The organism is Nitratireductor arenosus (assembly GCF_009742725.1).
Taxonomy (GTDB): Bacteria; Pseudomonadota; Alphaproteobacteria; order Rhizobiales; family Rhizobiaceae; genus Mangrovimarina; species Mangrovimarina arenosa.
Genome location: NZ_WPHG01000002.1, coordinates 1 through 12,832, shown reverse-complemented (window position 1 = coordinate 12,832; position 12,832 = coordinate 1). Strand labels below are relative to the sequence as shown.

The following is a 12,832-nucleotide window of genomic DNA, read 5'->3' as shown; positions in this document are numbered from 1 at the left end:
CTCGATCGGCGCGCCGGGTTCAGCGCAGCCATATGAACGTCGGCGATCCGGCACGCGAGCAAGGCAAATGCCACGACCTGCATTGATCTCGGCCGGCAAGGACTGGACATCGTTTCGCGAGCGCATCGAACGCGTGGCGGGACTGGTGGGGACGTACGACCTTCTCAAGGAACTGGCGCACGATGCGGGCTATCGTCATTTCGCGATCTTAAAGTCGCATGGCGCAGCCGGCGCCAACCTCTCGCCCCAGTTCGTCCTGACGAGCCTGCCGCACGGGTCCGTGCAGGAATATCAGGATATGGAAACGGCCTCCGGCGACATGGCGCTGCTCAACGCGCTGCAGGCCGGCCACCCCTTTTTCTGGGATTGCCGGACGCCGACGTCGGTCGATACGAGCACGGTCGGCGCCGAAAACGACAATCGTGGCACGGACCGTCTCCTGGCCCGCCTCGGTATCCGCACCGGCCTCGGTCTACCGGTCTTCTCCACCCACGCACCGCATGGCTTCGCGCTGTTCGGCGGCGAACGGTCCGTCCCCGACATCGGCGAGGCCGCGCAATTGTCGCTGTGGTGCAACGGGCTGTACGAGCGCATGACCGCATTCGAGCCGCCCGACCGGGGACAGTCGCGCCCGCGCCTGACCGCACGTGAATTGCAATGCCTGAGCTGGACGAGCGCCGGCAAGACCAGTGTCGAGATCGCGGCGATACTCGGTCTTTCCGAGCACACCGTGAACCAGTACGTTGCCACGACCAGCCAGAAACTGGGCGCCGTCAATCGCACGCAGGCCGTCGCCAAGGCGATCCGGCTCCGGCTGATCGAATAGCACGGGTCGAAACACCGTGTCGTGCCGGAGCGCGAGGCCGATGTCTGGCCTCCTGCAACGATGCATACGGTGCTTGAGACGGAGCATGCGTGCGGCCCATCGCCTGCGGAACGGATGCCGAAAGGCTCGCGCGACCAGCGACCATAGGGGTGGGGTTGAGCGCTGGCCGCGCACCGCGGAAACAGGGAAGAGCTCTCGATCCTGCTCCCGTGGATTTATGGGCGGCCACCCGTGGGGTGGGGGCTGACCCTGATGTCACTATGGGTTAGAACCGGCATCGGCGCGATTACGTCATAACACCATATGGCGTTGCCTATCCCTCGCATGTCTGGTGGAGGGCTCTTCCAGTGCCAAACCGGCGCCGCCGTTTTCCGCTTCTCCTCCCGAATATGACGGCACCTTAGCGCGGTTGTACCGCCAGGGATATTCGCGTCATTTCGGATACGAAAACTGAGGATCGCGGCTTAGGGCAATCTTAACGATCACATTCGACGACCCGCGCCGCGCCGGCCCGGCGGACGCCGGCGGCTGTCAGGTGACGTTCTCGCTCTCGGCTTCCGCGCGCATCCGTTCCAGATAGCTGTCGGCGAAATCGATTTTCAGTTCGACGAACAGCGGAAAATGATCGCTGATCTGGAAGGTCCGCCATTCATTGAGATAATAGGCCTCACGCGCATCCCGGTCGGCAAGAAGCCGCTCTTCGGCCTCGATCGACCGCACCGCCTTGTCGCGATCCTTTTCCGCGCGCTCGCGCGCGGAATCCGTCGCTGCGGCGGCGAGCCGCGCTTCGGCCTTCTCGCGCGCGGCATCGGCCGCGTCGCGCCGCGCATGGATGATCGCCGACATCGCCGGATCGTGCAGCGTGAAATCCTGGTCGCGAAAGACGACCGAAAACATGTCGAACACCCCGTGCGCCTTGCCGCTGCCGGGATTGGCGAGCGCGACCTGCTTGTGTTTGGGCAGGAAGGAGATCTGGTCGTAGAATTTCGTCTTCTTGGCATTGCTGCCGATCTTGTTGCGGAACACCTCGAAGCCATGTCTGGCCAGCGCGTCGAAGGTCTCGCCCTCGAAATCCTCGATGTTGAAGTCGCCGACCAGAATATGGTTGTAGACCGGGTCCCGCCGCGCCCGCGTGGCGATGAATTTGGCGACCGCGTCGATTTCCTTCACCCGGCGCTTGAACTTGTCCGAACCCGGCGAATTGCTGCCGTAGTAGATATGCACGGTGGCGAAGGCGAATTTGAACCATCCCGACTGGAAGGTGCAGGAAAACGGCGTGCGGGCGAACTGGCGCTCCTTTGTGACATCTGAAATCTGGCGCGAGAACGGCAGCACGATCTCGCCGGCCACGCCCTTGAAGGAAATCTTGCTGCGGTCGTAAAGGAAGCCGAGCCGCTCCCGATTGCCGCCAGGGCCTTCGGTCACGTCGGTCATGATGAAGTCGTAGCCGGGGCCGAGAATGTTCATCAATTCCTGGAACGGGCCGAGATCGTCGCAGATCTCCTGCACGGCGACGATGTCGAAGGCCGAGATCACCTCCGCCAGATAGAAAAAACTCTCCTCCAGCCGCGACCCGTGGCCGAAACGGTCGTCGTCGAAATTGCGGATATTCCAAGTGCCGAGCAACAGCGTCGAGGACGCAGTCCGGTCGGGCATCCGTTCGGCGATCGCCTGCCGCAGGCGGGCGAGGCCATCGATGGTGCGGATGCGCGCGGCCTTGCGCGCGGCCTTGTCGAGCCGCTTGAATGCATAGCGCAACTTCCAGTAGGCGACCATGGCGATACCCCGATCGTTTTCACGCTATACTGGCATCGACCGGACCAAGGCACTGTGGCCGACTTCACACAAGAACATGATGGCGGTTCGCCGACTCGCCATCATGATCCATCGTCCTGCTCCGGCACCGTCTTTTCCGGAAAATCGGCATCCACTTTTCGAGACCATGCTCGGACGCGACAATCTCGCGCATTGGCCGAAGGGCGGTCCGGGCTTGCAAGCCGGCCGGGTTCGCGCAAACTGGCGATCATGAAACCGCACTGCCTTTTGACCGCGCTTCTCCTTGCCGTAACCAGCACCGCCGCGCACGCGCAATGGCGGCTGCAGGAGCGACAGGCGGTGGCCGCGGCGCAGGACACCAACAGCACCCTTGCTGCGCTGACCATCGGCTGCGGCGATCCGTTCCAGATCGAACTCCACGCCACCGATGGCGGTCCGGTCCTGCCGCGGGCCGGCGGTACGGCCGACTATTTTTACCGGCCGGGCAAGATCATCGCCAGCGTGGACGATCATGACTGGCCGTTGGTGGCGGCCGCCTCGGACGTCGCGGTGGTGCTGTTTTCGGAAGGGACGGTGGCCGAAAACCACCTGGCCCCGCTCGACCGCCGGTTGATCGAGGCGCTGCGGGACGGGCATCGCCTGGTGCTTTATTTCGACATCACCGCCGCCAACGCCGCCGACGGCTCGCCCTTCGAAACATTCGCCGCCTTTTCGCTCGACGGCGCCCAAGATACGCTGGCCGTCGCGCTGGACGGCTGTCCCTAGGCTCACGCGATGCGCGAACTCCTGCTGCTGCGCCATGCGAAATCGAGCTGGGACGATGCCACGCTCGACGATGCCGACCGACCGCTCGCCGCGCGCGGTCGCAAGGCGGCGCCGGTCATGGCGCGCGCGATCGCCCGGCGCGGCTGGATACCCGATCTGGCGCTGGTTTCACCCGCCCTGCGCACCCGGCAGACCTGGGCACTGGTCGCAGCCGGATTGCCGCGTTCGGTCGAAACCCGGTTCGAGTCCGACATCTACGAGGCCGATCCCCAGGCGATCCTGGCCGCGATCCGGACTGTACCGCCGGCGACCGGGCGGCTGCTCGTCGTCGGCCACAATCCGGGGCTGGAGCGTCTGGCGGAAAACCTTGCCGGGCCGGGCTCGGACGCGGACGCGCTGGCGCGGCTGCGAACGAAGTTTCCGACCGGGGCGCTGGCGCGGTTCGAGGTGACAAGGCACTGGTCCGGCCTCGCCCCCGGCACCACGCGTCTCGCGGCGTTCCTGAAGCCCAAGGACGAAGAATAGCCACCGACACGCAAGGGCCATCCGGTCGTAGATCGGGGCCGTCGGCTTCGACAGAGGCCCGATCATTCAGTGGTTTGCATCACCGCTGCGCTCCAGCCAACGCTTGCTGGCCGGCCAACAGCTCCGCGATCGCGCCAGCACTTTTTGCAAGATGCGCGCGTAACACCTCCGCTGCCCGATCGGGGTCCCCGGCACGGCACGCGGCAACCAGCATTCGGTGCTCGGCCTGCGATTTCCCGGCATAGTCAAGCTGGGTCAGCGTTACCCGGATGTAGCGATCAAGGTGTTGATATTGGGCCGCAACCAGGTCGTATAGGCGCGTGCCGCGAAGATTGTCGTAGAGCGTCATGTGAAAGCGCTGGTTCATTTCACCCCAGCGCGCGACATCGTTTTCCTCGTCCAGTTCATCGAGCACGCATTCGGCCCGCCGTAGAACGTCTTCGCTGAGCGTCGGCACGGCTTTTTTCAGCGCGTGACATTCCAACAGGCTCCGGATTTCGCACATCTCGAGAATTTCGTCGGGCTTGAGTTCGGCGACGACCGCGCCGCGATGGGGCAGAAACTCGACCAGCCCTTCGGCTTCAAGTTGGCGCAGCGCCTCGCGCACCGGCATCCGGCTGACGCCGAAGGCCGCCGCAAGCTGATCCTGCCGAATCATTTCGCCGCTTCCAAGCGCCCCTCCGATGATTGCCTCACGCAGTGTCGCGGCAACCATTTCAGTCATCGTTCTGTACTGGCGACGGCTGGTTTCAATCAGGGTCTGAAGTGTCTTCACCATCACGCCTTTTTCGCAGAACGGCGCCGCATTCTATCGGCACCCTGAATCGACGGCTAGGGGCAAGTCCCATCGAGCCGGCCAATATCAGCATGCCTTACGGTCCGCGCCCGGGCCCGCGCAGTCGTTCACTTCCCGCACGCGTGGCGATCCTACGCAGATCGATCAAAACTGGTCTCACAGCATGTCCGTCCGATTGCGGCGCATTAACCTTGATATTGGATCCAATATTTAATATCAGGAACCTGTATCGGAGGATGCTGTCATGCCCGCAACAGCCAAACGACTCGATGGAATTTCCGGGATTGGTCTCGATCGCGTCGCTCTCGCCGCTGGCAACGACCCGGATATTCTGCGACTGGAGAATCTCGACACAGACGTCGCCGTGCCTCAACTGGCCGTGGCCGAAACCGTTCGCGCCACAGCCGACGACGACAGCAACAGTTGGCTTCCCTTGACGGGTCGCAGCGAATTGCGTGAGGCCGTTTCGGCGCGGCTGAGGAGCCAATGCGGTCACGACTACGACCCCTTCCGCGAGGTCGTCATCACGTGCGGGGGCATGGAAGGTTTGTTCAATTCGCTGCTCGCCCTGGTGGATCCGGGCAGCGAGGTGGTGGTCACCGACCCGACCTATTGCGGCATGATCAACCGTGTGCGGATGGTGGGCGCAACGCCGGCATTCGTGCCGTTCCGGCGTCATCGGGGCGCTTGGCGCCTCGACCTGGAACGGTTGGAGGCGGCCGCGTCCCCCTCGTGCCGGGCGGTCTTCATCATGAATCCTTCAATGCCGTCGGGAGCGGTGCTGAATGCCGGCGAGTGGCAGGCCATCGCCGATTTCTGCCAGCGAAACGACTGCTGGCTGATCTACAACGCGGCGATGGAAAACATCCTGTATGACGGCCGCGCGCTCATACACCCGGCATCGATCCCCGGCATGGCGGAACGCACGATCACCGTGGGTTCGGCATCCAAGGAATACCGCATGATCGGCTGGAAGGTCGGCTGGGTCGTCGGGCCGCACGCAGCGCTTGACGCCATCGCCAAGGCCCACATCTACAATACGGCAGACGCGGTAGGGATCGCCCAGATGCCCGTCGCGCGATTGATGTCCGGCGACCCAGCGCGGTCGGGTCTCGCCGACGCCATCGCGCAGTGGCAGGCCCGGCGCGACGTCATCGTCGACGAACTGCGCGGTATCGACCCGGGCTCCGGAACCGTCCTGGTGCCGGCGGCCGGCGGATGGTCGATGCTGCTCGACGTCGGCCAATTCGGGCTGACGTCCCTTGAAGCGTCGCAACGCCTCTTGGAGCGCGGTCGGGTCGCGGCCACCTATATGCGCGACTGGGGCAGCGAAAACGCGGATCAGTTTGTACGGCTGGTGTTCAGCAACGAGCCGGTCGACCGCCTGGCCGGCATCGGCGACCGGGTAAAGCAGTCATTGGTGAACTAACGTCTGCGTTTCGCGCGTGAGGCAACCTGACGCTGACGGGATTTTCAGCCGCGGCGCTGGCGCGGTTCGAGATCGGGGCCGACTGGTCCGCGCTGGCTCCAGGCGTGGCCCGGGTCGCCGGTTTTTTGACGCCGAAGGATTTCGGCTGAAGGCCCCGGCTGCGGCGAACACGAACTTGCGCGTCCCTGCGATCCGCGCTAGCAGTTCGGCGAATGCTCGGAGGTTTTATGTCCCGGTAAAGGAGGGGCGGCAGCACCCCGCAAACGGATGAACCCCGTCGCAAGCCGGGGCCCCTGTTCGTTTGGCTTACCAATATCCTGAATAGGCAGCCCGCCGCGCAGCGTGCCGGCGTATGTTTGGTGCTGCCCGAACCGGACATGAGCAAACCATGATCAAGACCTACCGCCCCGGCGTCGATGACGACGCCATCGTCGCTATCTGGCTCAAGGCCAGCCGTCTCGCCCATCCCTTTCTCGGCGAGGATTTTTTGCAGCGCGAGGCCGGCAACATCCGCGATGTCTACCTGCCGGCTGCCGATACCCGTACCGCGTGGATGGGCGCACGGCCGGTCGGTTTCATCTCGCTGCTCGGCGACCAGGTCGGCGGCCTGTTTCTCGACCCCGCCTTTCACGGCCGCGGCCTTGGCCGCGCGCTGGTGGACGACGCCGTAACCCGACGCGGCCACCTCGAACTGGACGTGTTCGTGGACAATGCCGTCGGCCGGCGCTTTTACGCCCGCTACGGGTTCGTGGAGACCGGACGGCATGTGGACGAGCGGACCGGCCACCCCGTGATCCGCCTGCGTTACCCCGCCTGATCGCCGCCGGCGCGCCGACCTTCCTGACACCCTCTTGTCAGGAGGCGCGACGCGCCGGCATCGGCGCACCGACCCGAACCCTTCCCTTTCGGCCGGACTCTCTCCATATTCCCGGCATGGTTTCCAAATCCGACAAAAAGGCACCGCGCCCGACGGCGGCCGACGACCGGCCCGGCACGCGCAAGCGGCGCAGCCCGCTGACCGATTTTCACGACGCGGCCGAACCGCTGGAGCGCGGCGATAGCGGCTTCGCGGAAGCCCCACAGAAGGATATTTCCGCCGCGCCGTTGTCGGGATCGGTAGCGGACTGGGCGCGCGAGATGGAGCGCGCCGCCGAAGCCGATGCGCGCGCGGCGGAAATGCGCGCCATTCGCTCGGCCGCCGGCAAGCACCGCGTCAAGGCCGCCGGCGACGCTCCGGCGCGCCCGTCGAAAAAAGTGCCCGAACGCTCCGCCGCCCCGACCAAGACGGCGCGCGGTACCTCGATGGGCGGCGCGGCTTCCGCAAAGGACCGCGCCGCCGCCGGCCTGAACCCGGTCGCCGGCCTCGACATCTCGCTCGAAGACGCCGGCTCGCTCGCCAATTCCGGCGTCACCGCGACCGTGGAGGCGCTGTCCAAGCTGATCGAAAGCGGCAACCCGCTGCACAAGAACGGCAAGCTGTGGACGCCGCACCGGCCCGAACGGCCGGAAAAGTCGGAAGGCGGCGTGCCGATCCGCATGGTGACGGAGTACGAGCCCTCCGGCGACCAGCCGACCGCCATTCGCGACCTCGTGGAAGGCGTCGATTCCGGCGAGCGCACCCAGGTGCTGCTCGGCGTCACCGGCTCGGGCAAGACCTTCACCATGGCCAAGGTGATCGAGGCGACCCAGCGTCCAGCGCTGATCCTGGCGCCCAACAAAACGCTTGCCGCCCAGCTCTACGGCGAATTCAAGCAGTTTTTCCCCGAAAACGCCGTCGAATATTTCGTCTCCTATTACGACTATTACCAACCCGAGGCCTACGTCCCGCGCACCGACACCTATATCGAGAAGGAATCCTCGATCAACGAGCAGATCGACCGCATGCGGCACTCGGCGACGCGCTCGCTACTGGAGCGTGACGACGTCATCATCGTGGCTTCGGTCTCCTGCATCTACGGTATCGGCTCGGTCGAGACCTACACGGCGATGACCTTCCAGATGCAGGTCGGCGACCGGCTCGACCAGCGCCAGCTTCTCGCCGACCTCGTCGCCCAGCAATATAAGCGCCAGGACATCAATTTCGTGCGCGGCTCGTTCCGGGTGCGCGGCGACACGATCGAGATCTTCCCGGCCCACCTGGAGGACCGTGCCTGGCGTATTTCTCTGTTCGGCGACGAGATCGAATCGATCACCGAATTCGATCCGCTGACCGGCCACAAGACCGGCGACATGAAATTGGTGAAAATCTACGCCAATTCGCACTATGTGACGCCACGACCGACGCTCAACCAGGCAACGCGGTCGATCAAGGAAGAGCTTGCCCACCGCCTCGACGAACTGGAAAAAGCCGGCCGGCTGCTGGAAGCGCAGCGGCTCGAACAGCGCACCCGCTTCGACCTGGAAATGCTGGACGCGACCGGTTCCTGCGCCGGCATCGAGAATTATTCGCGCTACCTGACCGGCCGGGCGCCGGGCGAGCCGCCGCCGACATTGTTCGAATACGTGCCAGACAACGCACTGGTCTTCGTCGACGAGAGCCACGTGACGATCCCGCAGATCGGCGGCATGTATCGCGGCGATTTCCGCCGCAAGGCGACGCTGGCCGAATACGGCTTCCGCCTGCCGTCGTGCATGGACAACCGGCCGCTGCGTTTCGAGGAGTGGGACGCCATGCGCCCGCTGAGCGTCGCGGTCTCGGCGACGCCCGGCGGCTGGGAGATGGAGCAGGCCGGCGGCGTGTTCGCCGAACAGGTCATCCGCCCGACCGGGCTCATCGACCCGCCGGTCGAGGTGCGCCCGGCCAAGAACCAGGTCGACGACGTTCTGGGAGAAATCCGCGACACGGCCCGCCGCGGCTACCGCACGCTGTGCACCGTGCTCACCAAGCGCATGGCCGAGGACCTGACCGAATATCTGCACGAGCAGGGCGTGCGCGTGCGCTACATGCATTCCGACATCGACACGCTGGAGCGGATCGAGATTTTGCGCGACCTGCGTCTTGGGGCCTTCGACGTGCTGGTCGGCATCAACCTGCTGCGTGAGGGGCTCGACATCCCCGAATGCGGCTTCGTGGCCATTCTCGACGCCGACAAGGAAGGGTTCCTGCGCTCCGAGACCTCGCTGGTGCAGACCATCGGCCGCGCGGCGCGCAATGTCGACGGCCGCGTCATCCTCTATGCCGACACGGTGACCGGATCCATGGAGCGCGCCATGGCCGAGACCGCGCGCCGGCGCGAGAAGCAGCTCGCCTGGAACGCTGAAAACGGCATCACGCCGGAGAGCGTGAAATCGCGCATCGCCGACATTCTCGATTCGGTCTACGAGCGCGACCATGTGCGGGCCGACATTTCCAGCCATACCGGGGAAGGCGCGCTGGTCGGCCACAATCTCAAATCGCATATCGAGCATCTGGAAAAGAAGATGCGCGACGCCGCCGCCGACCTCGATTTCGAGGAGGCGGCCCGCCTGCGCGACGAGATCAAGCGCCTGCAGGAGACCGAACTGGCCGTCATGGACGACCCGATGGCCCGCGATACCGGCGTGGAGAACACGCAAAAAAGCCGGCGCGACAAGGCCAGGGGCAAATCGGCAAAACCGCGCGGCGGCGCGCCCGTGCCGGCGCCCAGCGACAGCCTGTTTTCCAAGCCGGCGCTCGACGACATGGGCGGATCGGGCGATCATGCCACACCCGCCGGCGCGGTGCCGCGCTCGCTGTTTAAAAAGCAGTCGCATCGCGAGGCGCATGGGGCCGACTACGGCACGCCGGGTGAAGACCGGCCCGACGACACCAAGGCGGGCGTGGGGAAATCGCTGTTCCGCAAGAACACGCTCGACGAGATGACGGTCGGACGTACCGAAAAGCCGCTCGGCGGCGAACCGCCCACGCCCGGCAACGAGGCCAAACCGGTCAAGCGCCACCGCGCCGGCACCGGCTCCTACGAGGACCCGGCCGACGAGCGCCGCGCGCGGCGTCCGAAAAAGAGCGGCCGGCCCGGCCGGTAAGGGCCGGGTGCCGACGGATATGGACTGTCCGGCTCACCTGTCCGGCGGATTGATGCGAAGTCAGGCCGGTTCCGCAAAGGAAATGGAGGCGCCAAGGTCGATCCGCTCCGCGCGACGCTCCCCGCCAATCTGCGGAATGGACGTTAGGTTTTGCGACGGGTTGCACTCGGCAGCCTAAACCTGGATCCGCCGATCAATCGCCTGCGACAGGCCCGGGACAGCCGGTTGCGGCATCGTGGACCGGGTCAGCCTTCCAGCCCGGCGCGGACGAGATCGAGCGGCTGGCGCGGACCGTGATTATAGGCAACGACAACCCTTTGCTCGATCGCGGCGCGACGCGCGCGCTGGCGCGCCGACACGCCGAGCTCGCTGCACACCGCCTCCACCACCTGTCGGATCGCTTCGCGTGCCTCCTTCGGGCGCGGCGGCGCCGGGACGGGCTTGCGGCGGGGGGATTGCGTGGGGCGGGTCATCTCCTTGGCCTCCTGTCGGCCGGCTCCATCGGCGGGCATTTTTACCAACCTGACTATTAAACGCATACAATGTGGAAACGGATCGGCGAGGGAGATCACAGTTTGTACCGCACAGTAACGCTACGGCACCGACAGGTCCGTGGCGGCCGGCGGCTTTGCGGCCTGCTTCACCTTTGGTTAGGGAAAAATCCCGTTTTTCGAAACGCCCCTTGGATCGGCGGCCTTTCCGGCCCCAGATAGACCCGTAGAACACCAGACCGGGAGCCGGACCTTGACGCTTCGTTCCGCCATCGCATGCCTGCTTCTTTCCGGGGCCCTCGCCCTGGCCGCCATCTCCGGCGCCACGGCCGCTCCGGTGTTTGCGGTACAACCGTCGACGCCGCATGGCGGGCTTGCCCTGATCCCGGTCGGCGGTTGCCATCGGGACACGCGCCGCCATTTCGTGCCGGAATTCGGCAAGACAGTGCGCCACCATCACCGCCGGCGCGACTGCCGGCCGGTCGCCGACGAGGCGGCCCAGCCCCGCAAGCCGGCGGACTGCCACCGCGACCCGCGGCTTCATCGCGTGCCGGGCGCCGGCCGTATCTATCATCGCCATGTCGGCAATGATTGCCGCATCCGTGTTATCCGGCGTTCGAGCGAACCGGCGATCTCCGACTGAGCCCGGTCGCGGGGCGTGCCGGCAAATCCGCGCTTGCCGCAAACGTAAAAATAAGGGACAAATTCCGCATTCGGGCATTTGCCGGCCCGGAGACTGGAATAGCATGCCCCGGCCTAGGACTGCGCCCGTGGCGCCCGGGTGGATCGCGGAACGAGAGGGCCACTGGCACCGCCCCGGCGTCGATCCGACTGTTTCTTCTCCCCCAGTGAACGACCGATGACATGCGGCTTGCCCGCAAACCGAGCAAACTGACGGGAGAAAGGAGATTCCGATGGGTCAGATGACCGGAACCGTCAAGTTCTTCAACCACGCCAAGGGGTATGGCTTCATAACGCCCGACGATGGCGCCAAGGACATTTTCGTCCATATTTCGGCGGTCCAGGCATCCGGGCTGACCGGGCTCGAGGACGGACAAAAGGTTTCCTTCGACACCGAACCCGACCGACGCGGCAAGGGCCCCAAGGCGGTCAATCTGATGCTCGCCTGAGATCGCTCTCACGCTTTCGCGTCGCGGGGCCGCCGGTCCCGCGCCAAAACCCGGCCGAGTGGCCGGGCCATTTCCGAACAGTCACGCCGGCCGCGCCGGCCGCCCGCCAAGTTAAGCCGGGCACAGCGTCTCGATCGGGCACCAGCGCTTTTCGGAGCGCGGCAGCCCACCGCGGCGCCATCGATCCACCTCCCTGTCAAAGCATGATCGTTTCGAAACCCGACGCCAGCTTTTCGGTGCCGCGTCCAAGCTGAACGCGCCGTTCAGCCAGCGTTCAGTCGCCCCCTTCTAAAACAGCGCCAATTCCGGCCCGCCTCCCGCGCCGGCGCTTTCAAGGAGAGCTTGATGAACCGTTTTTTTAAGTCCCTGCTTCTCGCCACCGCGGTCGCGGCGACCACCCTGGTGCCGGTCCTGGAAGCCAGCGCCGGACAGCGCTGGCGCGAGCATCGCCCACGCCATCCCGAAATCAACCATCGCCAGAACGCCAAGGACGATCTCCTCGCCGCCGGCATTCTCGGCCTCGTCGTCGGTGGCCTGATCGTCGGCGCCGTCAACAGCGCGGACAGGGCCCCGGCCTATATAGACGACTACCCCGATGCCGGCTTCGACGATTTCCCGCCGCCCCCGCAGCCGCGCCAGTACCGCCGGCGCGTGGTCGATGCCGACCCCTATGCCGGCGGCGGCTATCAGCCCTGGACGCGCGAATGGATGCGGTATTGCCAGCAGCGCTATCGCTCCTTCAACGTCAGCACCGGCACCTATCGCGGTTACGACGGCAAGGACCATTTCTGCGTCGCCGACTGACCTCCAGGCATGACGCGCGCTGCCCCGTCCGCTTTGCGGGCGGGGTTTTTCCTGTCGGGATACCCTAGAGCCGTTCTGCTTTTCGCGGAATCGCAGACCGGCTCCACCTTATTGTTTTAACGCGTTTCCGAACGGCGAACCGGTTCCACTTCGCCTGGAAACGCTCTAGGTCACGTACCCATAAACAGGATTCCTTTTGGCGCGCGCTTCTGATTCAGTGACCTCCTTGCATGGAGGTTTTCGATGGCCCGATTCGATCTCACGGATTTCGAGTGGTCTGTGATCCAG

12 protein-coding genes are annotated in these 12,832 nt (G+C 65.1%); 9 read left to right on the top strand and 3 right to left on the bottom strand.

Going from position 1 to position 12,832, the window contains the following annotated elements; translation table 11 throughout:
- Window positions 1-67 precede the first annotated feature (67 nt).
- On the top strand, window positions 68-826 hold the full coding sequence (locus tag GN330_RS06985) for a helix-turn-helix transcriptional regulator (RefSeq protein ID WP_197435082.1): 759 nt from the start codon (window positions 68-70) through the stop codon (window positions 824-826).
- A gap of 531 nt (window positions 827-1,357) precedes the next feature.
- Here the strand turns inward: GN330_RS06985 and GN330_RS06980 are convergent.
- Window positions 1,358-2,602, bottom strand: a complete 1,245-nt coding sequence (locus GN330_RS06980; RefSeq protein ID WP_197435081.1) for an endonuclease/exonuclease/phosphatase family protein — start codon at window positions 2,600-2,602, stop codon at window positions 1,358-1,360.
- 249 nt (window positions 2,603-2,851) lie between these two features.
- Between GN330_RS06980 and GN330_RS06975 the strand changes: the two genes are divergently transcribed.
- Window positions 2,852-3,367 (top strand): hypothetical protein, encoded by a 516-nt coding sequence (locus GN330_RS06975; protein ID WP_156711995.1) that lies wholly within the window; start codon window positions 2,852-2,854, stop codon window positions 3,365-3,367.
- Window positions 3,368-3,376: 9 nt separating this feature from the next.
- Window positions 3,377-3,892, top strand: coding sequence for a SixA phosphatase family protein (locus GN330_RS06970; RefSeq protein ID WP_156711994.1), 516 nt, complete (start codon window positions 3,377-3,379; stop codon window positions 3,890-3,892).
- 79 nt (window positions 3,893-3,971) lie between these two features.
- On the opposite strand, the gene GN330_RS06965 is transcribed toward GN330_RS06970, so the two are convergent.
- Entirely contained in the window at window positions 3,972-4,670 is a 699-nt protein-coding gene (locus tag GN330_RS06965; protein WP_156711993.1) for a GntR family transcriptional regulator, read from the bottom strand.
- A gap of 262 nt (window positions 4,671-4,932) precedes the next feature.
- On the opposite strand from GN330_RS06965, the gene GN330_RS06960 reads away from it, so the two are divergent.
- The 3 genes from GN330_RS06960 (at window position 4,933) to uvrB (ending at window position 10,119) form a co-directional block, all read left to right on the top strand.
- Window positions 4,933-6,117: a pyridoxal phosphate-dependent aminotransferase gene (locus tag GN330_RS06960; RefSeq protein ID WP_156711992.1), complete on the top strand. Its 1,185-nt coding sequence runs from the start codon at window positions 4,933-4,935 to the stop codon at window positions 6,115-6,117.
- A 388-nt stretch (window positions 6,118-6,505) separates the two neighbouring features.
- The gene (locus GN330_RS06955; RefSeq protein ID WP_156711991.1) at window positions 6,506-6,934 is read left to right on the top strand and encodes a GNAT family N-acetyltransferase; all 429 of its coding nucleotides are present in this window, start codon (window positions 6,506-6,508) and stop codon (window positions 6,932-6,934) included.
- Between the two features lie 116 nt (window positions 6,935-7,050).
- Window positions 7,051-10,119, top strand: coding sequence for an excinuclease ABC subunit UvrB (gene uvrB / locus GN330_RS06950; RefSeq protein ID WP_156711990.1), 3,069 nt, complete (start codon window positions 7,051-7,053; stop codon window positions 10,117-10,119).
- 245 nt (window positions 10,120-10,364) lie between these two features.
- Here uvrB and GN330_RS06945 read toward each other — a convergent pair whose 3' ends face one another.
- Window positions 10,365-10,592 (bottom strand): hypothetical protein, encoded by a 228-nt coding sequence (locus GN330_RS06945; protein ID WP_156711989.1) that lies wholly within the window; start codon window positions 10,590-10,592, stop codon window positions 10,365-10,367.
- A 271-nt stretch (window positions 10,593-10,863) separates the two neighbouring features.
- Here GN330_RS06945 and GN330_RS06940 point away from each other — a divergent pair, with 271 nt between their 5' ends.
- The 3 genes from GN330_RS06940 (at window position 10,864) to GN330_RS06930 (ending at window position 12,544) form a co-directional block, all read left to right on the top strand.
- On the top strand, window positions 10,864-11,253 hold the full coding sequence (locus GN330_RS06940) for a hypothetical protein (RefSeq protein ID WP_156711988.1): 390 nt from the start codon (window positions 10,864-10,866) through the stop codon (window positions 11,251-11,253).
- Window positions 11,254-11,524: 271 nt separating this feature from the next.
- Window positions 11,525-11,740: a cold-shock protein gene (locus tag GN330_RS06935; RefSeq protein WP_156711987.1), complete on the top strand. Its 216-nt coding sequence runs from the start codon at window positions 11,525-11,527 to the stop codon at window positions 11,738-11,740.
- A 345-nt stretch (window positions 11,741-12,085) separates the two neighbouring features.
- On the top strand, window positions 12,086-12,544 hold the full coding sequence (locus GN330_RS06930) for a BA14K family protein (RefSeq protein ID WP_156711986.1): 459 nt from the start codon (window positions 12,086-12,088) through the stop codon (window positions 12,542-12,544).
- Window positions 12,545-12,832 lie beyond the last annotated feature (288 nt).